The sequence below is a fragment of the Shewanella sp. AC91-MNA-CIBAN-0169 genome, from assembly GCF_040310165.1.
Taxonomy (GTDB): Bacteria; Pseudomonadota; Gammaproteobacteria; order Enterobacterales; family Shewanellaceae; genus Shewanella.
In genome coordinates this window covers 14559-37910 of the sequence record NZ_JBEOPM010000011.1, presented here as the reverse complement: position 1 = coordinate 37910, position 23352 = coordinate 14559, and the positions used below count along the sequence as shown (strand labels likewise).

At 41.4% G+C, this 23352-nt stretch carries 16 protein-coding genes; 9 read left to right on the top strand and 7 right to left on the bottom strand.

Features of this window, described 5'->3' with window-relative positions; genetic code table 11:
• Nucleotides 1-80: 80 nt before the first annotated feature.
• Both AAEY98_RS11070 and metK read right to left on the bottom strand, forming a co-directional pair.
• Nucleotides 81-668, bottom strand: coding sequence for a GNAT family N-acetyltransferase (locus AAEY98_RS11070; protein ID WP_162023824.1), 588 nt, complete (start codon nucleotides 666-668; stop codon nucleotides 81-83).
• Nucleotides 669-829: 161 nt separating this feature from the next.
• Nucleotides 830-1981, bottom strand: a complete 1152-nt coding sequence (metK, locus tag AAEY98_RS11065) for a methionine adenosyltransferase (RefSeq protein WP_162023823.1) — start codon at nucleotides 1979-1981, stop codon at nucleotides 830-832.
• Between the two features lie 532 nt (nucleotides 1982-2513).
• Here metK and tkt point away from each other — a divergent pair.
• The 9 genes from tkt (at nucleotide 2514) to AAEY98_RS11020 (ending at nucleotide 14030) form a co-directional block, all read left to right on the top strand.
• Nucleotides 2514-4508 carry a transketolase gene (tkt, locus tag AAEY98_RS11060; RefSeq protein ID WP_101085325.1) on the top strand — a complete coding sequence of 665 codons (1995 nt, stop codon included), beginning with the start codon at nucleotides 2514-2516 and terminating at the stop codon, nucleotides 4506-4508.
• A gap of 189 nt (nucleotides 4509-4697) precedes the next feature.
• Nucleotides 4698-5717, top strand: a complete 1020-nt coding sequence (epd, locus tag AAEY98_RS11055) for an erythrose-4-phosphate dehydrogenase (RefSeq protein WP_101085326.1) — start codon at nucleotides 4698-4700, stop codon at nucleotides 5715-5717.
• A 79-nt stretch (nucleotides 5718-5796) separates the two neighbouring features.
• Complete coding sequence (locus AAEY98_RS11050) at nucleotides 5797-6972, top strand: phosphoglycerate kinase (protein WP_101085327.1); 1176 nt, start codon at nucleotides 5797-5799, stop codon at nucleotides 6970-6972.
• Between the two features lie 155 nt (nucleotides 6973-7127).
• Nucleotides 7128-8192: a class II fructose-bisphosphate aldolase gene (fba, locus tag AAEY98_RS11045; protein ID WP_101085328.1), complete on the top strand. Its 1065-nt coding sequence runs from the start codon at nucleotides 7128-7130 to the stop codon at nucleotides 8190-8192.
• A 194-nt stretch (nucleotides 8193-8386) separates the two neighbouring features.
• Nucleotides 8387-9727 (top strand): MATE family efflux transporter, encoded by a 1341-nt coding sequence (locus AAEY98_RS11040; protein ID WP_162023822.1) that lies wholly within the window; start codon nucleotides 8387-8389, stop codon nucleotides 9725-9727.
• 116 nt (nucleotides 9728-9843) lie between these two features.
• On the top strand, nucleotides 9844-10584 hold the full coding sequence (locus AAEY98_RS11035; protein ID WP_101085330.1) for a DUF481 domain-containing protein: 741 nt from the start codon (nucleotides 9844-9846) through the stop codon (nucleotides 10582-10584).
• Between the two features lie 588 nt (nucleotides 10585-11172).
• Nucleotides 11173-11919, top strand: a complete 747-nt coding sequence (locus AAEY98_RS11030) for a hypothetical protein (protein ID WP_351016920.1) — start codon at nucleotides 11173-11175, stop codon at nucleotides 11917-11919.
• Nucleotides 11920-12027: 108 nt separating this feature from the next.
• A complete protein-coding gene (locus AAEY98_RS11025) occupies nucleotides 12028-12498 on the top strand; it encodes a hypothetical protein (protein WP_351016917.1) in 471 nt (156 codons plus the stop codon).
• Between the two features lie 89 nt (nucleotides 12499-12587).
• Nucleotides 12588-14030 carry a hypothetical protein gene (locus tag AAEY98_RS11020; RefSeq protein ID WP_101085333.1) on the top strand — a complete coding sequence of 481 codons (1443 nt, stop codon included), beginning with the start codon at nucleotides 12588-12590 and terminating at the stop codon, nucleotides 14028-14030.
• A 172-nt stretch (nucleotides 14031-14202) separates the two neighbouring features.
• Here AAEY98_RS11020 and AAEY98_RS11015 read toward each other — a convergent pair whose 3' ends face one another.
• The 5 genes from AAEY98_RS11015 to srmB form a co-directional block, all read right to left on the bottom strand.
• Nucleotides 14203-16452, bottom strand: a complete 2250-nt coding sequence (locus tag AAEY98_RS11015) for a PAS domain-containing protein (protein ID WP_182743225.1) — start codon at nucleotides 16450-16452, stop codon at nucleotides 14203-14205.
• 90 nt (nucleotides 16453-16542) lie between these two features.
• The gene (locus AAEY98_RS11010; protein WP_101085335.1) at nucleotides 16543-17175 is read right to left on the bottom strand and encodes a TatD family nuclease-associated radical SAM protein; all 633 of its coding nucleotides are present in this window, start codon (nucleotides 17173-17175) and stop codon (nucleotides 16543-16545) included.
• A 144-nt stretch (nucleotides 17176-17319) separates the two neighbouring features.
• Entirely contained in the window at nucleotides 17320-20472 is a 3153-nt protein-coding gene (locus tag AAEY98_RS11005; RefSeq protein WP_162023819.1) for an efflux RND transporter permease subunit, read from the bottom strand.
• 2 nt (nucleotides 20473-20474) lie between these two features.
• Complete coding sequence (locus AAEY98_RS11000; RefSeq protein WP_351016913.1) at nucleotides 20475-21674, bottom strand: efflux RND transporter periplasmic adaptor subunit; 1200 nt, start codon at nucleotides 21672-21674, stop codon at nucleotides 20475-20477.
• Between the two features lie 453 nt (nucleotides 21675-22127).
• Nucleotides 22128-23348: an ATP-dependent RNA helicase SrmB gene (gene srmB, locus AAEY98_RS10995; RefSeq protein WP_101085338.1), complete on the bottom strand. Its 1221-nt coding sequence runs from the start codon at nucleotides 23346-23348 to the stop codon at nucleotides 22128-22130.
• Nucleotides 23349-23352: the final 4 nt, after the last annotated feature.

Genomic DNA, 23352 nt, shown 5'->3' with positions numbered 1-23352 from the left:
GCCTTGAGAGGCTTTAATACGATCTAGATTTTGTCTGAGTTTGGCTCATTGATCTTATTGAGTTAGATTATTAATCTAGATTATTTATCGGGATCATTGAGCTGCATCAACACTAGTGGTCGTTGTTCACTGTGATAGCGACGATACAACTGAGTGATGTCTGCTGGTATCGCTGATAAATCATTTTGACCTATCACGACATTTTGATCTATAACGATAAAGTGCTGCTGTTGATATAAGCCAATTAACCACGGATGAGCAAACAAGAAGCAATTTTTAGCGGTTAATTTGGGCGCGATAAATTTCAATAACTGAGTTGAAAGCTGTTGTCCACGGTAGTCAGGGTGAACCAATAATCCATTGATTAATTGATATTGGCCAATAGGTTTAACTCTTACCGCAGCGATTATTTTTTGCTGGCTTATATCAACTTCATCAGTAGCTGGTGGGCTTAGATGATGAATGACAGCCACAGACTCTTTCTGAGCTAATCGAGCATACGGCATATGTTGACGATAGAATAACTTGATTGCAGACCACTGTTTAATGGCTGGCAAGTTAATGGCTGGAATGTTAGTAACAGGGCTGTTTATCGCACAGGGGTTAGTTGCCGTTGATGGCTGGTGGTTTGCTGTTATCTTTGTGTTTAGCCAAGTGGGTTGATACATAATCTGAGCCATTGTTGAGATTAAATGTTGAGATTAAATGTTGAGATCAAATCATTGTATTGCCAATGATAGATAAAATAAAACCGCCAGTTGGCGGTTTTATTTTTTATCGTGTTTGCTTAATACAGACACTAGCTTAAGACGATAATTATGCTGGCTGATTATAAACCTGCATCTGCACGAAGTGCTTCAGCTTTATCAGTCGCTTCCCAAGGGAAGATATCTCGGCCAAAGTGGCCATAAGCAGCAGTTTGCTGATAGATTGGGCGTGCCAAATCTAGCATTGCTGTTAAGCCGTATGGACGTAATTCGAAGTGTTGACGTATTAATTTAATCAATACTTCTTCTGATACTTTACCAGTACCGAATGTTTCAATACTAATAGACGTTGGCTCTGCAACACCAATAGCATATGACACTTGTAGCTCACAACGGTCAGCTAGACCAGCTGCAACGATATTTTTAGCTACATAACGTGCAGCATAAGCCGCGCTACGGTCTACTTTTGATGGGTCTTTACCAGAGAAAGCACCACCACCGTGACGAGCCATACCGCCGTAGGTATCTACAATAATTTTACGACCTGTTAAACCACAATCACCAACAGGGCCACCAATCACAAAGCGACCAGTAGGGTTGATAAAGTATTTAGTGTCTTTGTTTAACCATTGAGCAGGTAATACCGGCTTGATGATAGTTTCCATTACCGCTTCAATTAAATCAGCTTGACTCACGTCTTCACGATGTTGAGTAGATAATACAATCGCATCAATACCGATGATTTTGCCATCATCATAAGCAAACGTTACCTGGCTTTTAGCATCTGGGCGTAACCAAGGCAGTGTGCCGTCTTTGCGTACTTCAGACTGACGCTTAACTAATTTGTGCGCGTAAGTAATCGGTGCAGGCATTAATACATCAGTTTCATTGCTGGCATAACCAAACATTAAACCCTGATCACCAGCACCTTGCTCTGCAGGGTCTGAACGATCAACACCTTGATTGATATCTGGTGACTGTTTGCCTATGGCATTAAGTACCGCACATGAATCAGCATCAAAACCCATATCTGAATTGGTGTAACCGATTTCGCGTACGGTTTTACGGGTAATTTCTTCAATGTCTACCCAAGCAGAAGTGGTGACTTCACCGCCCACTAATACCATACCGGTTTTGACATACGTTTCGCACGCAACACGAGCCTTTGGATCTTGCTCAAGTATTGCGTCTAATACCGCATCAGAAATCTGATCGGCGATTTTATCTGGATGACCTTCTGAGACAGACTCAGAGGTAAACAAGTGCTTTGCCATAATAGGAGAATCTCGTTGGTTGCATTTGAATATACGTCTAGACGTCTATTTTAGTCGAAATCTAATTTGATAACACCCCTTTGTACGAATTTAACTGGAGAATTGTGCAATGGAGCATAATTTTTTTTGTTAATCATAGATATGTTTATACTGGTGAGAAATCAAGTGTTTGATTCATATTGCTTTATTTAAATGCTCATCGACTTGCGCGGTGTATTTATCATAAAAATAGACAATGTTTTTGATAGATTAGAGATTATATTGCCTAATCAGAGCCATAGCTCTGCCAATCACGATACTTTTTATTTATAAGTGGCAATAAATAATTACTCTGTATTTATCTCATGTTATGGTCATCCTGACCATTTGGTGCTGTATTTACGATGTTTATTTATTGGCATTGTATGAAATCACCGTTTATTTAACGGTTAAAAAGAAACCCGAAAAATTTTAATTTGCGTCACATCGCCTTGTAGGGGAAAATATGGCTTCACAATTGCCCGTTAGACCTTACAAACAAGCAGGAGAGAGCATGTCATCTCGTAAAGTACTCGCTAACGCTATTCGCGCCCTAAGTATGGATGCGGTTCAAAAAGCTAACTCTGGTCATCCAGGTGCCCCAATGGGGATGGCAGATATCGCCGAAGTGCTATGGAATGATTTTCTAAAGCACAATCCAACTAATCCTAACTGGGTCGATCGCGATCGTTTTGTTCTGTCAAACGGTCATGGCTCTATGCTTATATACTCTTTATTGCATTTAACTGGCTATGAATTGCCTATTGAAGAGCTAAAGCAATTCCGTCAGCTGCATTCAAAAACGCCTGGTCATCCTGAATATGGTTATACCCCTGGTGTTGAAACTACAACCGGTCCTTTAGGCGCTGGTTTGAGTAATGCTGTTGGTATGGCTATTGCAGAAAAAACCTTGGCGGCTCAGTTTAACCGTCCAGGTCACGATATCGTCGATCACTTCACCTACTGTTTCTTAGGTGATGGCTGTTTAATGGAAGGTATTTCTCACGAAGTCAGTTCATTAGCCGGAACATTAGGCCTTGGAAAGTTAGTCGCATTTTGGGATGACAACGGTATTTCTATCGATGGTCATGTTGAAGGCTGGTTCACTGATGACACTCCTAAGCGTTTTGAAGCCTATGGCTGGCACGTTATTGCCGATGTAGATGGTCATAATCCTGATGCTATCCGCGCCGCGATTGAACAAGCTAAATCTGTAACAGATAAGCCATCGATGATTTGCTGTAAAACCATTATTGGTTTTGGTTCGCCTAACAAGTCGGGTAGCCATGATTGTCATGGTGCACCATTAGGTGATGCTGAAATTGCAGCAGCTCGTGAGTTCTTAAACTGGCCACACGCTCCTTTTGAAATCCCATCTGATGTGTATGCTGGTTGGGATGCTAAACATAAAGGTGTTGCTAACGAGTCATTATGGAATGACAAGTTTGCTGCTTACCAAGTTGCGTTCCCTGAACTGGCTGCAGAATATGAACGTCGCGTATTAAAAGGTGACTTACCTGCAGATTTTGAAGCAAAAGCACAAGCCTTTATCCAAGAAAGCCAAGATAAAGCCGAAGGTATTGCGAGTCGTAAAGCGTCTCAAAATTCAATTGGTTTCTTTGGTGCTATGTTGCCTGAATTACTTGGCGGTAGCGCTGACTTAGCCGGTTCTAATTTAACGCTTTGGTCTGGTTCAAAAGGTATTCAAGACGATCCTGCCGGTAACTACATCTATTACGGTGTACGTGAATTCGGTATGAGCGGTATTATGAACGGCGCGTCGTTACATGGCGGTTTTATTAACTATGGCGCAACTTTCATGATGTTCATGGAGTACGCACGTAACGCGGTACGTATGTCAGCATTAATGGGCATTCAAAACATTTTCGTTTATACCCATGATTCAATCGGTCAAGGCGAAGATGGCCCAACTCACCAACCGGTTGAGCAATTAGCTAACTTACGTTTAACGCCTAATATGGCTGTTTGGCGTCCATGTGATGCTGCGGAAACGGCAGTATCTTGGAAGGCGGCGATTGAACGTCGTGATGCACCAACTTCATTAATCTTTAGCCGTCAGGGTCTTAAGGCACAAGCGCGTACTGCTGAGCAATTAGCTAACGTAGCTAAAGGTGGTTATGTACTGTCTGATTGCCAAGGCACTGCTGATGTGATTTTGATTGCCACAGGTTCAGAAGTGCAGTTGGCGATGGATTCTGCCGCAGAGCTCACCAAACTAGGTCAAAAAGTGCGAGTAGTTTCTATGCCTTCTACGACTGAGTTTGATAAGCAAGATGCTGCTTACAAAGAATCTGTACTACCAAAAGGTGTCACTAAACGTGTTGCGGTTGAAGCGGCACATACTGACTTCTGGTACAAATATATTGGTTTTGATGGTGCTGTAGTGGGTATGACCACCTTTGGTGAGTCTGCTCCTGGTGGTGATTTACTTAAACATTTCGGCTTCACTGTTGATAATGTAGTAAAAACTGTCCAATCTTTAGGATAATCATCTGAGATTAAACACTTATCTATTAGGTGTTTAATCTGTATAATAACGGCCTGCAATACTATTGCAGGCCGTTTTTTTATCTCTTTAATTCACGTGAAATAATATATGCTAAGTCACTTATTAATAGATGTTTTTATCATAATTTGTTGAATAATAAGTGCTTCGGATAATTACTCTGGACCCTAAATGATTCGAGTTGCAATTAATGGTTATGGCCGGATTGGCCGCTCAATACTTCGTGCATTGTACGAATCTGGAAAACGTCAACAAATCCAAATTGTGGCGATCAATGAGTTGGCAAAGCCAGAAGCCATATGTCATTTAACTCAATATGACACGACTCATGGTCGTTTCAAGCATACCGTTAAGCTAAATGGTGATCAGTTGCTTATTGGTGATGACAGCATTTTGTTACTCAATCAACCCGATGCTAATTTATTGCCTTGGGCTGAACTTGATATCGATATCGTTTATGAAGCCACCGGCAGCTTAATTGATCGTCAAGCTTGCGAAGCACATATTCATGCAGGTGCTAAGCAAGTGCTGATAAGCCATCCTTCTTCTGCAGATGTTGATGAGACCATTGTATATGGTGTTAATCATGATTTGTTGCGCGCAGAGCATACCGTTATTTCTAACGCATCTTGCACTACCAATTGTATTGTTCCGGTTATCGATGTATTGGATAAGCATTTTGAAGTCAAGAGTGGCGCCATTACCACGATTCACTCGGCGATGAACGATCAACAAGTGATCGATGCTTATCATGATGATTTACGTCGAACTCGTGCTGCTGGTCAATCTATTATTCCGGTAGACACAAAATTAGCGCGAGGTATTGAGCGTATTTTGCCGCACATGAAAGATAAGTTTGAAGCGATTTCTGTTAGGGTGCCAACCATAAATGTGACCGCGATCGACTTGTCTGTCACGCTAGAGAAAAAAGTCAATATTGAGCAAATTAACCGTGTGTTACAACTTGCGTCAAACGGCAGTTTTAATGGTATTTTAGGCTATACTGACGAGCCTCTGGTATCGTGTGATTTTAACCACGATCCACGTTCAAGTATTGTAGACGGAACCCAAACGCGTGTCAGTGCTGGCCACTTGGTCAAATTATTATTATGGTGCGACAACGAATGGGGTTTTGCCAACCGCATGCTGGATACTAGCTTAGCGATGATTCAAGCAAAGTTAGATCGATAATATCAACAGATTATGTCGCAATGGGTTAAGCCGGTTGCGCAGCAAGACTTTGTATTAACTTAAAAAGGAACTGCTAATTATGGCAATTATTAACATGACAGATTTAGATCTACAAAATAAGCGTGTGCTTATTCGTGAAGATTTAAACGTACCTGTCAGCGACGGTGTTGTAACAAGTGATGCACGTTTACGCGCATCATTACCTACCATTCAACTCGCATTGAAAAAAGGCGCTGCCGTAATGGTGATGTCTCATTTAGGCCGCCCAACAGAAGGCGAGTTTAACGCTGAATATTCAATGCAGCCGGTAGTCGATTATTTAGCTAAAGCGTTAGACTGCCCAGTGCGCTTAGTGAGTGATTATCTTGATGGCGTTGACGTGAATGTTGGCGAAGTTGTGGTATTTGAAAACGTTCGCTTTAATATTGGCGAAGGTAAAAACGATGAAGCTCTGTCTAAAAAAATGGCAGCATTATGTGATGTGTATGTAATGGACGCATTTGGTACGGCTCATCGTGCCCAAGCATCTACTCATGGTGTAGGTGTTTATGCTCCTATTGCTTGTGCTGGCCCATTATTGTCGCAAGAATTAGATGCATTAGGCAAAGCGCTTGATAACCCAGCTCGTCCAATGGTGGCGATAGTAGGTGGTTCTAAAGTGTCGACTAAATTAACTGTGCTTGAAAGCCTATCAACTAAGGTTGACCAGCTTGTTGTGGGTGGCGGTATTGCCAATACCTTTATCGCAGCTGCGGGTTATAACGTCGGTAAATCATTGTATGAAGCTGATTTAGTGGAAGAAGCAAAGCGTCTTGTGGCAAATGCTAGAAGCCGTGGTGGTGATATCCCTGTACCAACAGATGTTGTTGTAGCAAGCGAATTTAGCCCAACTGCAACTGCAACATTAAAGTCAGTAGCAGACGTGACCGACAGCGATATGATTTTTGATATCGGCCCTGATAGCGCAGAAGCACTGGCTAAAATTATTGAACAAGCAGGGACGATCGTCTGGAATGGTCCTGTTGGCGTGTTTGAGTTTGATCAATTCGGCGAAGGTACTAAGCGTATTGCCCAAGCCATTGCTAATTCTAAAGCGTTTTCTATTGCTGGCGGTGGTGACACGCTAGCGGCAGTCGATAAGTATAACATTGCTGACAAAGTGTCTTATATTTCAACCGGCGGTGGTGCTTTCCTTGAGTTTTTAGAAGGTAAAGAATTACCCGCTGTAGCAATGCTTGAAAAGCGTGGCGCTTAGATCACATATCAAGTATTTGTACCGTAAAACCTAATAATAATTATTATAAAAAAATGCTCTGTCATAACCTACAGGATGTAGGTTGTGCCAGAGTTTAAAATCCGTCCAAACGATAGCGACCTAGGTGAGTAATCACCCTATTAATGGAGAACAAAATGGCTCTTATCTCTCTACGACAACTGCTTGATCATGCTGCAGAGCATGGTTATGGCGTCCCTGCATTTAACGTGAACAACCTTGAACAAATGCGTGCAATTATGCAAGCGGCTGAAGCAACTGACAGCCCTGTTATTGTGCAAGCATCTGCTGGTGCACGTAAATATGCTCGCCCACAGTTTTTAAAATATCTTATGGCTGCTGCGCTTGAGCAGTATCCAGATATTCCGGTATGTATTCATCAAGATCACGGTACTGATCCTGACATTTGTCAGCGCTCAATCCAGTTAGGCATGTCATCAGTAATGATGGATGGCTCGTTGATGGCCGATGGTAAAACACCCGCGTCATACGAGTATAACGTGGATGTGACTCGTCGTACTGTGGCTTTTGCTCATGCATGTGGTGTGTCAGTTGAAGGTGAAATCGGTTGTTTAGGCAGTTTAGAAACTGGCCAAGCAGGCGAAGAAGATGGTGTGGGTGCTGCGGGTATTCTCAGCATGGACCAAATGCTAACAACTCCAGAAGAAGCAGCGCGTTTTGTTGCCGATACTCATGTTGATGCATTAGCTATTGCGATTGGTACCAGCCATGGAGCTTATAAGTTTAGTCGTAAACCTACTGGTGATGTATTACGTATCGACCGTATTAAAGAAATTCATGCGCGTATCCCTAACACGCATTTAGTGATGCACGGTTCATCTTCTGTACCGCAAGAGTGGCTGAAAATCATCAACCAGTATGGTGGTGAAATTCCAGAAACTTACGGCGTACCATTAGAAGAAATCGTTGAAGGTATTAAGCACGGTGTGCGTAAAGTGAACATTGATACCGATTTACGTTTGGCATCAACGGGTGCAGTGCGTAAATTCTTAGCTGAACATCCTGCAGAATTTGATCCTCGTAAATTCTTAAAAGCATCAATGGAAGCGATGGCTGACATTTGTACGACTCGTTATGAAGCATTTGGTTGTGCGGGTATGGCCTCTAAAATTAAGCCTAAGTCACTACAGGCAATGTATAAAGCTTATCAATCTGGTGAACTTGATCCTAAAATCATGTAAACCTTTTTTACGTTAAAACAGCAAATCAGCTCATTTTTTGAATGAGCTGATTTTTTTGTAAATTAATAACGAAAAACGTTGTTTTTTTAAACGCTATCTAGCATCATCCTCGCCTTAAAAATTGACGCAAAAACGTCATCATTTATTGATATAACCTTATTCCGTTAGCCATCTTTAATAGTTGAACTCATTATATGCTTGTTAAGCCGAATGCACCTTTATCCTTATTTTCACTGACCTGGCCATTGTTCGTCGACTTTGCTTTGCACTTTTTAACGGCAGCAATTAATACTTTTATGATAAGCCATGTGTCGTATCAAGGTGTGGCGGCGCTGTCGGTTGGTAATATGGTGTTTGAACTGGCCATTACGTTATTTAGTTTCGTCAGTATTGGCGCTAGTGTTGTCATTACTCAGTATTTAGGGGCTAATAATAAAGCTGCAGCCAGTGCCGTAGTGTATTCATCTATCGGATTCAATTTTTTAGTTGGTTTGGTCGCAGCGGTAGGTATTTTAACCGGCTCAACCATGATGTTGAATCTAATGAACTTACCTGCGGAGCTTATGGCCGATGGTAAATTGTATTTACAAATTGTCGGTTTGTGTTTAATTCCCGAAGCGATGGCCATGTGCTTAGCGGCCGGAATGCGGGCTCATGGTTTTACCCAGCAAGCTATGTGGGTAACATTATCGATGAATGTGATCACCTTTATCGGCAACTTATTATTGCTCTATGGTTGGTTTGGTTTGCCACAAATGGGTGTAGCAGGGGTTGCGATTAGTACTGTTGTTGGGCGACTAGTGGGTGTGAGCATTATGATGGTGTTGTTTGTACGCTATACCAAAATACCATTACACATTCCGAGTATTTTGCGTCCAGATAAAGTCATGCTAAAAAAAGTGTTTCACATTGGTTTACCTGCCGCCGGCGAAAACGTCTCGTGGATGCTGCAATTTATGGTCGTTACTTCATTTGTTGGCTTAATGGGTGATAAAGCCTTAGCGGCGCAGTCATTATATTTTCAAATTTGTATGTTTATCTTATTGTTCGGGCTATCGATAGGCATAGGTAACGAAATTATTATTGGTCATATGGTGGGTGCTAAGCAATTAAAAGCTGCAGAGCATCAAATGTATCGCGCATTAAAATTGGGTTTGATTGTTACCAGTGTTGTGGCTTTATTCGTTGCAATATGGGGACCTAACCTTGTCGGTCTGTTTACTGATGAACAGGACATTATTGTCCTTGTCGGGCAATTATTTGTACTCACGTTAGTTATGGAGCCCGGTAGAACTTTTAATTTAGTGGTCATTAATGCGTTAAGAGCTAGCGGTGATGCCAAGTTTCCGTTTTTTATGGGCTTATTTTCAATGTGGTGTATCGCGGTACCAGGTGCTTATTATCTCGGGATCCATTTAGAGTATGGTTTATTGGGTATTTGGGCAGCCTTAGCGCTTGATGAGTGGGTTAGAGGGTTGGCGATGTTGTGGCGTTGGCGCAGTGGCCGTTGGCAGGCTAAGAGCCTTGTTGCTTAACGCTTAAGGGGGTGACTATTTTTCAATTCTGCGATCAAAGTGTTAGTATGCGTGGGAATTTTAAGCGCATGACCCCCCATTAGATTTTGTAAATCGTAAATAAAGGACGAAATGACATGAAAAAACTGCTACTTACTGCAGCTATTACACTAACCATGCCATTTGCAGCACATGCTGGAAGTGAGTTTGTTGAAGGTGATGCCACTCTTGCTGGTGAAGCAGAATTAGGTGCGACTTTAACCACAGGTAATACCGATACTTCTTCGTTTAAAGCGCGCCTAGCGTTGAAACAAGAATTAGGTGACTGGGAAAACGAGTATGTGTTTGAAGGATTATACAAAGAAGATACCGAAGAAGTGACTGCAAAGCGTTATTTTCTTGGTGTGCAAGGTGACTATCAAATTAATGATTTGAGCTATTTGTTTGCTAACACTAACTATGAAGTTGATCCATTCACTGGTTATGATTTCACTTCAACGACGTCAGCTGGTTATGGTTACCGTTTTATTGATACCGACAGAATGTCTTTAAAAGCGGAGGCGGGTCCTGGTTATATTTACCAACAACTTGATGAAGAATCAGCACTGGCAGAAGGTTATGATAGCGACGACAGCGTTGTTGCTCACGCGGTGATTGATTTCCAAACCAAGATCAGTGATTCATCTAAGTTCCAACAGAAATTTATTGCCGATTGGGGTAGTAAATTAGATGCGCGTTCTGAAACTTCATTAACTGCCAATATCGTAGGTGCTCTAGCGATGAAATTTGCCGTTATTGTGCGTTATAACAGTGAACCGCTTGATGACAAAGAAAGCACTGATACTGAAACAAACATGACATTACTTTACGCATTTTAAGTGACTAATCTAAAGCCTAGTTCACTTGAGTGTAAGTAACAGAAAGCTGGCTTTGCCAGCTTTTTTTATGGGCTGTTAGCTGTAATATTGTCTTACCTATATACCAAAAACACTGACTATTGAGCCATTGTGAAGCCGTAACTTACTTATTCAATCGGTAGTACACTAAGGCATCCACTCGCTTGTCAATATACATCCAACCGTTATTCATCGCTAATTAGGTTGATTTTACTTTTAATCAGCTTGCTATTGATGGCTCAATTTCTGCTATTGCCAGCGCGATCACCAGCACTAATATTAGCTCTGTATTGACCATGGTCTTAACCTTTCCCATTTTAAACCTGGGCGAATCAACAATAATATGAATCAATAATAATATGAATTAACAATAATATGAATTAACAATAAGATTAATTAGCAATTTCTATATTCAATATCATGCAATTATACCTTGCGCAAATAATCGCTATATTCGCGGACTGGTTCACGAATTAGCAATATTATCCGGAGGATAGCTGGCTTAACATCCATTAAACTCTCACTTTGAGAGTATACTTTTTGAATCAGTCGATACACTGAGACAGGGCGATGCAAATAGGATGTTGTTGGTTCGACAATACACAACGTTTGTTGGTCGATCAGACCACGGCAGCCCAGTGGCATTTAAATGATCACGAGTATTGGATTCTGAGCCAGTTAGTCCAGCATCGTGGTCAAGTCGTTCCCTTATCTATGCTTGAAACAGTGGCCATTTCTGGCGACTGTCCTCATCAATTATCTCATGCTGAACTACTCGATATTATCGGCAAAATTATTAATTACATGTGTAAGCGCCATACCAACCTTATTGAATATGTACCTGAACAGGGGGTGATTTTATATTCAACTGCAACCGCTAAGCGTACTAAAATCTTGGAATTACCTGAACGGCTATTATCTTTAGGTCAGTATCTGTTTATTATTGTTATTCTACTATGTGTATTATTATTTGTTTACTCTAAGCTTAACCCTCCAGAGTTTGCTCAAGCCGATGTATTGCGACAAGTGCTAAGCCCTGATGGACGTATTGTTCAGTTGTTTGTGTTTGGCAATAATAATCAGCAAGATGCCATTTTGCATGCGGACTGCTTATCATCGCAACTACGGCTTTGTCACAATATTCGCTGGGATTCCATTCACGTTGCTTTGTCGGCCAATCAAGATTATATGAGTTTCACTTTAACCGACTCCAGTGAAGCGACACCATTAATTAATAGTATCAAAGTCAGTATCGATAATATGGGTGCGCCATTTATCACCCAGCAATGGCTGCAAAAGGTACACATTTGTGGCTAGATTAAGAACCCTATTATTACATATTAAAATACGCCGATTACTACAGTCAAAACGCGGCAAACTTTTTTTGTATTAAGTTTTCTGCTCATTATATTCATTGCTACCAGTGTGCTTAATCGCATTGCAAATACCCATAATGTTTGGTATTTCAATTGCCATGCCGATGGTTATTTCAGTCAGCAAGGAGAGTCGTCGTTAACGGTTGATAAAAGCAATTTATGGTTAATGCTAGACATTGATCACCATCAAGCTCAGCTGACTTATAAACTCGAGTCCGCAACAGACGCTACCGAAATTGCTCAACTATTAGGTAAGGTTAAACATGTTGATATTGGCTCATTTACTTATCATTTAGCGTTAACACTGCAACCTATCAGTTGGCAACAAAACAGTCGGCTGCAACCATATTTACGAAATGAATATGGTGTTTCTGCTCACCACTTAATGGCTGGTTCTAGTGTATCTCAGCAGATTCAGGTAATTGACTTAGATAATACATTGACGAGAGCAACGTTAAAATTTCTGCCAAGTAATAACATCTGGTCCTGTCAGTTACTATCAGCCAATACTTCCGATTGATTTTGATTGAAAAAATTAACTTTTAGCTTAATATTCCCATTGCGGTATAGTAGTTATGTGTCAATTTTAAAAGGTGTGTGAAATATATAGTGGCAAAAGTTAAAGTAAAACAAGAAGAAGCGTTATCAATAAAGTTCAGTCATCAAATGGGCCCTGGTGATCAACGGGTATTTGATCTGTATTTTTATTTGCCAACAGAAATGGGTATTGGTTCGCATACCTTAGATGAAGAGGATTATTATCACAGTAGTATTCTTGGGCGTCGTTCTTATTATTCTAAAGGGCTGCATTTACCCTTAGTTCAGTCCCGTTTCGTCAGTTTAAATAAACGCACCTTAGAAGAGTTTCGTTTATACCTCAATTTATTCGCTTATCAATTTGCTGTCGCCATTGAAACTGACGTTAAAGAGTTGCACCAAAAACTAGAATTAAATGAATTTTATCCTGCTTTAGATGAGCTTTGTGATGTGGTTGCGCAACTATTGAAAAAGTTTCGACGCAATGAACCGAATGATCCTAAGTGGAAATCTTATTTTGAGCATGCCGATAATTACTTGTCTTGGTTTTGTGAGCAGCAGTTATTAAAGACATTGGCACGTAGTCCTAGAAGTGCTGACTATAGTGATGTTAAAGAAAAAGTGCTCAATTTATGCCGTAACGAGAATCACTACCGCGAGCAAGTATGCAAATATAACTCTATGCAAACCCAGCAAGACGCTAACCGTATTTCAAATAAGATGTTGCTATTGCGTCGACTCATTCAACAAGGCGTAGTATTAAAAGAAGAATTAAAACCGCTTGGAGTAGGGTTAAAGAAATTTGTTACTGGCGTCGCCACTGGGTTGGTGATGTTGGTGGTATCGGCATTGATTATAAAAGCCCAAGGTTTCTTTAATGGCTTAACCTTGACCTTGTTGCTGACGTTAGCGGTTATTTATGGTTTCAGGGAAATCTTTAAAGAGGATTTTCGTAATGCGATGTGGCGGCTTATCCAACGCGGTCGTCCAAGATGGAGCCGTATTTTACGGGATACCACTACTCAAACCGTGGTGGCTAAGCAGTTAGTTTGGCTCGAATTCATGCGCAGCCAAGATATTCCCAAAACGGTGGCAGATATTATGAGGCAACGCCACAGCCAGAATAAAGTGGATTCGGAAGTACTGCATTATCGTATTGCGACTAAGGTGGCAAATAAGCCTTTTGAGGCTGATTATTCACAAATTCAAGAGCAAGTGAACTTCAGTTTAGTGCCTTTTGCCCGCCATTTAGAGCGAGGAAAAGCTAAAATATACTCAGAAAGTGAAGGTAATATTAGTAATGAGTCTGTTGAACGTCGTTATCAAGTCAATTTAGTTGCGGTGTTACGTGACGGAAAGCAACAACCTGAATATGCTCGCTTTAAAGTGACCATGAATCGTTCAAGCATTGTTGAAATTACTGAAAGTAAACTACCTGATAATGTTCAGCCTTTCAGGCTCGAATCAGATGAGATCCTTCCTGAAGTGGTGAGTCATCCGAAACCACACGCTTAAGATTAGGTTGGACACCATAATAGTATGTTGATGTTCATCGAGTAGCCCAATGAATGGGCATTATCCATTGATTAAACAACCGTGCAAATTGAATATCACCTGACGTTACACAATACTGCGTCAGGTGATTTAATCTATCAATTTTACGGCGGTTATTACTTTAATTGTTACTTTAAGTGCTACTTTGTTTATTCGTAGGACGAGTAAAGGCTTGGCAAATGTTCTGGTCAACAGATTGTTTAGCTCTTTTTAAGGCTATTTCAGCGTTAGCAAGGTATGTATCCAAACTTTGTGGCTGCAAATAGCTGGCGATACCAATGTTAATCCCTTCACCTAAATTCTTTTCTTCAAGACTTTGAAGCATATTAATCGCATATTGATGTGCAGAGTTTGCATTTGTTTCGGTCAGTAAGATAACGAGCTTTCCGAGCTGCCATTGTGCTATTTGGTAATTAAGCGGTAACTCAATCAATAATTGTAGCTCAATGTCTTTTTGGCGCTTTTCAAGCTGGCTCATGTTACCCATGTTACTGAAAATCCCTTCTGGGTTAATGTCCATTACCAGTAAGCTTGAATGTTCTTTAGTGAGCTCGCTAAGTTTGAAAAAATAATTTTCTAGCTCATTTAAACGTAACACTATGGCACTTCTATGGCCAATGACGTTGCTACTACTTTGGGCCGACACCGTTGGGGTTGTCTGTTCAAATGTGCAAATAAGGTATTCAATATCACCTTCAAATGTCAGCTGGCCTGCTAGCGTCGTTTTTAAACAATGCTCATAACGACTGTGGTTAAATGGCATAATTTGTGCAGTCCACTCTCCTTGCAAGCTAATTTGTGCACTAATATTTTGCCATTGATTTTTCAACTCATCGCCGAGTAATTCAGTGATCGAAATATTGGTGTCTCCGTGTAAAGACATCAGGTTATCAAATTGGTTATTACATTTTACTATTAATCCATTTGCATCGGTGAGTGCCGTAGCAACCGCTCCGCTACTCATTAATTGATAGAGATAGGCTTGGCGCTGGCTTTCAAATAATGCGGTAATGTCTTCAAATGTCACTAACCAATAATGCTCATTACTGTTAGGGCATTTTTTACTGCGAATATGGGTTTGCAACATACTACTATTAAGCGTTTCTAAACTGATCTCACCATGCCATTGCTTATTCTCAATTAACGTCTCTTTAATGTGATTGAAGCGATCATCATCAAGGTGTAACACTCGTTGTAAACTGCGGTCTTTAAGAGCGTCAACTGGCAAAGATAATGCCGCAGCTGCTTTGGCATTAATGCTCTGGATTCGACCGTTATCATTAACGATTAAGCAGCTTAATTCGCTGTTAAACAAACCGTTGCTCAATTGAACGCTATTTTGCTTTGCGCGTCGCTCGAGTACAAATCGATGTCTTAGTATAATCAATAAACTGGCTAACAGTGCGATGAGACATCCAGCGATAATGACTACAATTCGCCATTGTGCATAACGAGTGGCAATGTCGTCATGGCGAATATAAGACAATAAAAAGTATTCTCTTTTAGTCTCATATTGACTGGTTAACTCGACTTTTAAATACACGAAAGTGGCATCATGGCTGTGAAACTGGCCAAAGTTATTCATAGCCATCACTCGCCACAATTCTGGGTAAGACTGCTTTAAACTTGCTCCAAGTGCATCGGGCATATTGTCTAGTGGTGCAGGTTGGTTGGCTCCTGCATAGAGGAAGCCTTGAGTATCCAGCATGAGCAATGGTGAATTTTGATTAAAAAAAGCCGGTTTTATAGTTTCAAGTAATTTAACGATCGAATTGTAAGTGACTAAATACCCTTTGATACTTTGGTCTGGATTTTCTATCCATGATAACTGATAAAAATAGGGCTCTAAGATGCCATCAATGGGAGTAAATGCCATGGGTGAAGTGTAAATGTCGTCGCCGCCCATATTTCTGCCCGAGCCTAATAATGCCGCGGGAAGTTGCATGTTATTGAAACTACCGGTGGTGGCAAACTGGAGTTGTCCTTGAGGGTTAAACAATGCCAACCCAAGCAGTTCTGGAATATTGTTAGTTAATGAATCCCAGTTTTCGATGGTTTTTAATTGCAGCTTTTCTGATGGGTTTTGCAGATATTGGCGCAGTAACTCACCTTTGGCGATGATTTGGGTTCTAAACTGCAAAAATGACACTTTGTCAGACGCTAAGGACGCGACAGTTTGTAATTCACTATAGCGTTGGTCTGCCCAATCTTCTTGTAGGCGACGCTCGCCTAAATTGACCACCATACTAGTGACAATAAACACTGCTATTAATAAAATAATCAATTGGCTTAGCAGCGAAAGAATATGCTGTTGCGACCAATGAGTTGCCTGTGAAGAAATTAATAACGAGTTTGAAGAACTCACTGCTTTGTGTTTAGACATGGTGCCACTTTTTTAGCATTCTCTTGGTGGCAATACTAGCATGAAGCCGGCAGTGGCGAAAACGTCTAGCTGCGATTAGACGCTATTTGTTTAACCAATGTTATCGAGTTCCCGTTGTTTAAATACTACGCCATTTTGTTGTGCGATATCGCGGCAGCGGTCAATGTTGACATTTGCGAGTCCGTTAATGGCACTTACTTGAACGAGAGGGATGTAATGAGGTGCAAGCTTAATAAAATCCAGTAATGCAGTGTACGAATTGGCAAGCTTAGGGCGGCAATGCTGTTGATAGCTTTCAGGTGTATCGGCGTTAAGCGAAATAGACAAACTGTCGATACATTGACTGAGCTCTGGCAAAATATTGCGTCGATGAAAGTGATTACCCAGGCCATCAGTGTTTAGGCGTACTTTACCGCCTTGTGCTTTTATTGCATGAGCAACTTGCAGTAAGCAGTCAAGGTTTAGAGTTGGTTCACCAAAGCCGCAAAAGACATATTCTTCAACCTCATGAACATCGCCTAACAAGGGCAACAGGTCCTCAGCAGTAATACGTCGGGTGAGTGATAAGTCATAGTCGTGTACTTGATTTGAGCCATTATGTTTGGGGCAAAATTGGCATCTTAAAGTGCACCTGGCGGTAATGTTGAGATAACGGTGCTTGCCGATATCGTAAACTAAGGTTGGTATAGGTGAGGTGGGTATCGGTAAAGTTGTGTCGCTCATGTCAGGCTTTCTTTCATAGAGATTATAGCGGTCATTTTAGCTGAATTTTAATGGTGACTATGTTGCTCAGCTCGCAGATTTTACTGCAAAAAAAACAGAGCTGAGTTAGCTCTGTTTTTTTGTTAACAATTGGGATTAATTCAATTAATGGTGCTCGTCAGATCTGAATTCACTTTCAGCAGGTTTAGGTTGCCACCACCAAATGAAAAATCGTTGCCACAAGCGTTTTATATCATCCAAAATGATGTACAAAATTGGCACCAAAATTAACGTCACTACGGTCGAAAATAAAATACCAAATGCGAGCGATGTGGCCATTGGGATAACAATTTTAGCCTGTAAGCTTTTTTCCATAATAATCGGCACTAAGCCAACAAAGGTGGTGAGCGAGGTTAATATAATGGCTCTAAAACGGTAACAACCAGAATCGATAGCCGATTGCATTATCGATTTGCCCTCTTCGCGAGCGCGGTTAACAAAGTCGACCAAAATCAACGAGTCATTTACCACAACCCCGGCTAATGCCACAATTCCGCACAAACTTAACACGCTCATGGATAAACCAAGAATATAGTGGCCAAACAAGGCGCCAATCATGCCAAACGGAATCACCGACATAATGATTAACGGTTGTGTGTACGATTTTAAAGGGATAGCCATTAAAGCATAAATGGTGAACATGGCAAAAAAGAAGCCTTGGGCTAAACCCAGCATGGCATTTTGCTCATCTAAACTGCCACCATCTAAAGCTGAAGCCACTTTGGGGAAGCGCGCGGTGAGTTCAGGTAAAAAGTCTTCCTGAATTTCGGCGACCACTTTAGATGGCTCAACATTGTTTTTATTCACATTGGCACTAATGGTAATTGCTCGGCGACCATCAACTCGGGTGATCGATGCATATGACTCACCCAGTTCGATATTGGCTACCGTTGAAAACGGTACCGCTGCGCCTGACGGGGTGCGGATAAGCATGTTTTCAAGATCGCCCACAGTGCGGCGCTGCTCAAGTGGGTAACGTACCATGACTTTCACTTCTTCTTTATTACGCAAAATACGTTGGGCTTCATAACCATAAAAACCGTAACGGACTTGGCGAGCTAAATCTGACAGTGTTAATCCTTGCGCTTCGGCTTCTGGACGAATGTTTAAGCGGATCTCGTGTGAACCCGATGAGAAGTTATCGGTAATATCATACACGCCTTCGTAAGTGGCTAGTTTTGCTTTAAGTACCTTAGCGGCCTCAGATAACTGGTCTAAGTCGGTTGCGGTTAAGCGAAAAGATAAATCGCCGCCGGCATCGTTGGTACTGGCATTGATGTTAAGCTTTTTAACTGACAATAACTCAGGTAATTGATTACGCCACTCTTCCGCAATTGCGACGCCGTCGATTTCACGGTCTTCGCCTTTAGTCAGTTCAGTAAACACAAACGCACTGCTGCGTGAACTAAGTTCGATATAGCTGTGTTTTACCATTGGGTAACCGTATTGCTCTTCAAGCTTGGCGTTCATCTTATATAACGCATCCTCAACTTGTTGCAGTACTTTTAGGGTGTTCTGCTCAGAGCTACCTTCTTCCATTTCAAGCTGGACTTGAATAAAATCTGATGGAATATCAGGGAAGAAAACCCAGCGTACTTTGCCACTTTGCACTAATGCAAGCGACAAAATTAGTACCCCAATAAACACCGCCACCACGCTATATCGTCGCGTAATACAACGTTCTAAAAAGTGACGATAGGTATTATGAATAAAGTGTTGTAACCATTCATTAAGGGCAAATTTAAAGCGCGAGAAAATGTTAGTCGGTGTAGTGCGTTTTTTGATTTTCATGTGGGCCAAATGCGCAGGTAGAATCAGTTTTGATTCGATCAGCGAAAACGCTAAACACAAAATCACCACCATACCGATGGATTTCCAAATAATCCCCATGGGCCCAGACACCATAATCATCGGGATAAAGGCCGCAATAGTGGTGAGTACCCCAAATGTGGCGGGCATGGCTACTTTTTGCACACCTTTTACGACGTTATCCAACGAGTGGCCGTTTTCTTCTAATTCGGTATAGGCACTTTCGCCGATGACAATGGCATCGTCGACGACTATCCCCAGCACCAGAATAAACGCGAATAAGGTCAACATGTTAATCGACATGTTAAACGGTTCAATTGGCATTAATAACATGGTGCCCAAAAAGCACACCGGTAAGCCCATCATTACCCAAAAAGCGAGTTTAAGGTCTAAGAACAAAGCCAGAATAATAAACACCAGCAGGGCGCCATAAAACATGTTCGACAACATCATGTTTAAACGACCTTGCAAGTAGTGAGTTAAATCACCCCAGGTATCAAGCTGAATATTGCTTGGTAAGCTTTTTTTACGTTCAGCAACGTAGGCTTTAACTTGAGATGAAATATCTAACGCATTTTGATCATCAATACTGGTAATTTCAATGACGGCAGCAGGTTTACCGTTAAAGCGGGTGTACTCTAAACGCTCTTCAAAATCATCATTAATGGTAGCGACTTGCGGTAACATAATTCGGCTGCCATCTGCGCGAGTCTCTACCACAATTTGGGCAAAGTCATCAGCAGTATAAGCTTGGCCTTTAGTACGCAGCAAGATGTCACCGTCTTGGGCCCGAATAGAACCGCCGGGTAAATCAATCGATGAGTTTTGTACCGCTAAAGCGACTTGAGTAAATGTAATGCCATATTCGCGTAACTTGTCTTCAGACAGTTCAATGCCAATTTCATAGTCTCGAACACCAGTGACTTTTGCACGAGTGACGGCAGGTAAATCGGTGATGTCGTCTCTGATCGCTTTAGCCATTTCTTTCATGTCATGTAGCGTCATGTCGCCATAGACAGACACCCAAATGACATTGTTTTCTGGCTTTATTTGATAAATGTTGGGTTTTTCGATGTTATCTGGGAAGGTCGCAATGGCATCAATACGCAGTTTTGCTTCATCTAGTACTTGCTGCACTTCGTAGCCGTCTTCGACTTCAATCGTCACCGAGCCAACACTATCACTGGCAACAGACGTCACTTTTTTAATGCCGCTAATATCTTGAATAGCTTCTTCGATTTTTATATTAATCCCTTCTTCAATTTCTTGTGGCGCAGCGCCAGGATAGGCCACATTGATATTGATGAGATTTAATTCAAACGTTGGAAAAATTTCTTTATTAATAAGCACAGCACTAAACAAACCGCCAATAAGCAAGGCTGCCATCAGTAAGTTGGCGGCGACACTGTTGCGAGCAAACCAGGCGATAATTCCTTTATTAGTATCCATTATTATTCACCTGCAGTCGTAGCGGCTTGGGTGTCAGTATCGACTGGTTCAGTTTTGGTTTCTTCACCAAGTACTTTAATGGCTTGTCCAGAGTTTAAGCTGTTGATGCTAGTGGTTGATACGCGCTCATTCGCTTTGAAACTGCCTTGAATATAAATGGAGTCAACGTCTGAGCGAATAATATTCACTGGGCGTATTTCGATAATATTGTCGGCACTTACTACAGCAACTTGACCATTTCGTACTACATGGCGAGGCAGTTTTACCACATCATTAACGGTTCGACCTGTGATCACGGCATTAACAAAACTGCCGTATTTTAAAGGTAGTTGGCCTTCGGTTTTGTTGTTACGCAAATAGGGATCATGAATTTCTGCTACCAAATAGACCATGCGAGTTTGTTCGTCGATGACATTTTCGCTGCGCACTATATTGCCTTGCCAAGAGACTTGTTTACCCGCCAGCAATGCTGTGAGTGTGACTGCTGTTTCAGGATTATCGACCGACTCTAAATAAGCGAGATCTTCATTTGCTAACGGCAATCTGATTTCGGCGATACTGGTGTCGTATAGTTCACCTAAATTTGTGCCTAACGTGACATATTGGCCTAAGTCGACATTGCGGGCCTTAATGATGCCGTCAAATGGTGCGCGAATAACGGTGCGGGCTAAGTTACGTTGTGCACGGGCTAATGCCGCTTCTGCATACTTGACGTTGGCTTGTTCTTTTTTCAGTTGTGGGATACGTAACCCAAGTTCTGGCGGTAAGCCTTTACCAAAATCTTTAAATTCAATTTTAGCCACAACACCGCGGGCTTTCTCTTCATTTAATGCTGCAGTGGCCTGTGCGACAGTCGCTTCGGCCTGAATAAGGTCAGCTTCGTAATCAGATGGTTCGATAATGGCTAGTTGCTCGCCTTTTTTAACTACGCCACCGGCAACAAAATTGGCTGAAATACTTAGCATGCGCCCTTGAACTTCGGTGACAAGTTGAGTTTTATATTTAGGGTTAACCACACCATAGGAGGGTAAGTTAAGCGATAAGGTTTGCGGCGTAACGGTTTGTACATCAATTATCGGTACATTGATGGCTTCATCTTTTTGCTCGGGTGTCTCTTGGGTGCTAATAAGTGCCAGGGCTAGCCCAACAAATACAATAATGATCAAGAGTGGTGACAATCTTCTTAGTATGATTTTTATCATTTCTTTTGCGTATCCATGCTGAAATAATGCTAAAGACAGTTAACTTCGTTGGCTAACATGTTCATTCAGATTCATTTTATTACTCATTGCATCTAAATTAACAGAGTATGACGTTTATCTAAATAGCCTGATGTAAATAAAATGTTTCAAAAATTTGTGTTTTTTATGATTCTACGATTAACGCTTAATAAGTTGGTTTTTTTGATATGTTTTAGCAAGAATAAAATACAGTATGAAAGTATTAATCCATAGCCATTAATGGTTTAGAGTCTATTTTGTTGGTGGGTGTTTTTTGTGCATAAATTGACATATCTTGACACTTTGTGGCGGTATTCGGTCTAGTTAATGATGATATATAGCGCTTTAGGGATAAAAAAAGCGAATCACTGAGTAATTCGCTTTAATACTAGTTGGTCAATGTGTTTTAGGACACTGCAAAAAGCTGCCTAAAAGTTACTTTTTCTTATATTTTTTCGATTTAACTCGAGCATCTTTTGCATTGGCTTTTTTCTTACCAGGCACTTTAGCTTCTTTGTGTTTAGGACGAAGTTCTTCAATCACACGACGTTTCAGTGGGATCTCAATGTATCGTTCAATTTTAGACACAATACGCATATCGTGCGCTTCAACTAGTGATATTGCGGTTCCTTTTGCGCCAGCGCGAGCGGTACGGCCAATTCGATGAACATAGGCGTCAGCAGAACGTGGCATGTCAAAGTTAATCACATGAGTAATGTCATCAACATCGATTCCTCGAGCTGCAACATCTGTCGCCAAAAGCACATTAACTTCGCCTTTAGAAAAACGACCCAATGCTTGGAAACGTTTTTTCTGTTCCATATCGCCGCGCATAAATGCACATGGGATATTGGCTTTTAGTAATAAGCCTTCAAGGCTGGCGACCATTTCGCGAGTTTTAACAAACACAATGGTGCGCGTAACATTTTCTTGTTGAAGAATATGGCATAACAATGCAAATTTATGTGCTTGATCGTCGGCCAAGTGAACCCACTGGTGTACTTTAGCTTTTTCACTGCGTGGCGCTTCAACATCGACCATTACGGGATCGGTTAATAAGTCGCGAGCGAAACGGTTAACCCCATTACCTTCAAGCGTGGCAGAAAACAGCATGTTCTGTTTGCGGCCTTGAGCTTCAATGGCAATTGATTGCACTACTGATGAGAAACCCATATCAAGCATGCGGTCAGCTTCATCAATAATTAAAATTTCAACTTCAGTGGCGTCAAATTTGTCTTTATCTAGGTATTCCATTAATCGACCTGGGGTGGCGATTAATAAATCAACATTGTCTGCAAGTGCTTCTTCTTGTGGGCCATATGGAACACCACCAGTAATAATCACGATATTAAGCTCAAGCCCAGTGGCTAAATGACTTGCATAACGATGAATTTGACTGGCTAATTCACGCGTTGGCGTTAGCACCAAAATACGTGCTTGGCCTTCAAAACGACGAGGGAAGTCAATAAGGTGCTGTAAAGCAGGCAGTAAAAAACTGGCCGTCTTACCGGTGCCAGTTGGCGCACGCGCTAAAATATCCCGCTGATCCATGGCCAATGGAATAGTTTGCTGCTGAATGGTGGTAGGGGTGTTGTGTCCCATGGCCTTGAGTGACTCTAATAAGCTAGGGTCGAGCTGGAAATCTTCAAATTGCATGCGC

Bases quoted from the DNA above. Each gene is read 5' to 3' on its own strand.
- srmB (WP_101085338.1), bottom strand. From the start codon at position 23,348: ATGCAATTTGAAGATTTCCAGCTCGACCCTAGCTTATTAGAGTCACTC.
- AAEY98_RS11050 (WP_101085327.1), top strand. From the start codon at position 5,797: ATGGCAATTATTAACATGACAGATTTAGATCTACAAAATAAGCGTGTG.
- fba (WP_101085328.1), top strand. From the start codon at position 7,128: ATGGCTCTTATCTCTCTACGACAACTGCTTGATCATGCTGCAGAGCAT.
- AAEY98_RS11030 (WP_351016920.1), top strand. From the start codon at position 11,173: ATGCAAATAGGATGTTGTTGGTTCGACAATACACAACGTTTGTTGGTC.
- AAEY98_RS11035 (WP_101085330.1), top strand. From the start codon at position 9,844: ATGAAAAAACTGCTACTTACTGCAGCTATTACACTAACCATGCCATTT.
- tkt (WP_101085325.1), top strand. From the start codon at position 2,514: ATGTCATCTCGTAAAGTACTCGCTAACGCTATTCGCGCCCTAAGTATG.
- epd (WP_101085326.1), top strand. From the start codon at position 4,698: ATGATTCGAGTTGCAATTAATGGTTATGGCCGGATTGGCCGCTCAATA.
- AAEY98_RS11070 (WP_162023824.1), bottom strand. From the start codon at position 668: ATGTATCAACCCACTTGGCTAAACACAAAGATAACAGCAAACCACCAG.
- AAEY98_RS11040 (WP_162023822.1), top strand. From the start codon at position 8,387: ATGCTTGTTAAGCCGAATGCACCTTTATCCTTATTTTCACTGACCTGG.
- AAEY98_RS11005 (WP_162023819.1), bottom strand. From the start codon at position 20,472: ATGGATACTAATAAAGGAATTATCGCCTGGTTTGCTCGCAACAGTGTC.
- AAEY98_RS11000 (WP_351016913.1), bottom strand. From the start codon at position 21,674: ATGATAAAAATCATACTAAGAAGATTGTCACCACTCTTGATCATTATT.
- AAEY98_RS11010 (WP_101085335.1), bottom strand. From the start codon at position 17,175: ATGAGCGACACAACTTTACCGATACCCACCTCACCTATACCAACCTTA.
- metK (WP_162023823.1), bottom strand. From the start codon at position 1,981: ATGGCAAAGCACTTGTTTACCTCTGAGTCTGTCTCAGAAGGTCATCCA.
- AAEY98_RS11015 (WP_182743225.1), bottom strand. From the start codon at position 16,452: ATGTCTAAACACAAAGCAGTGAGTTCTTCAAACTCGTTATTAATTTCT.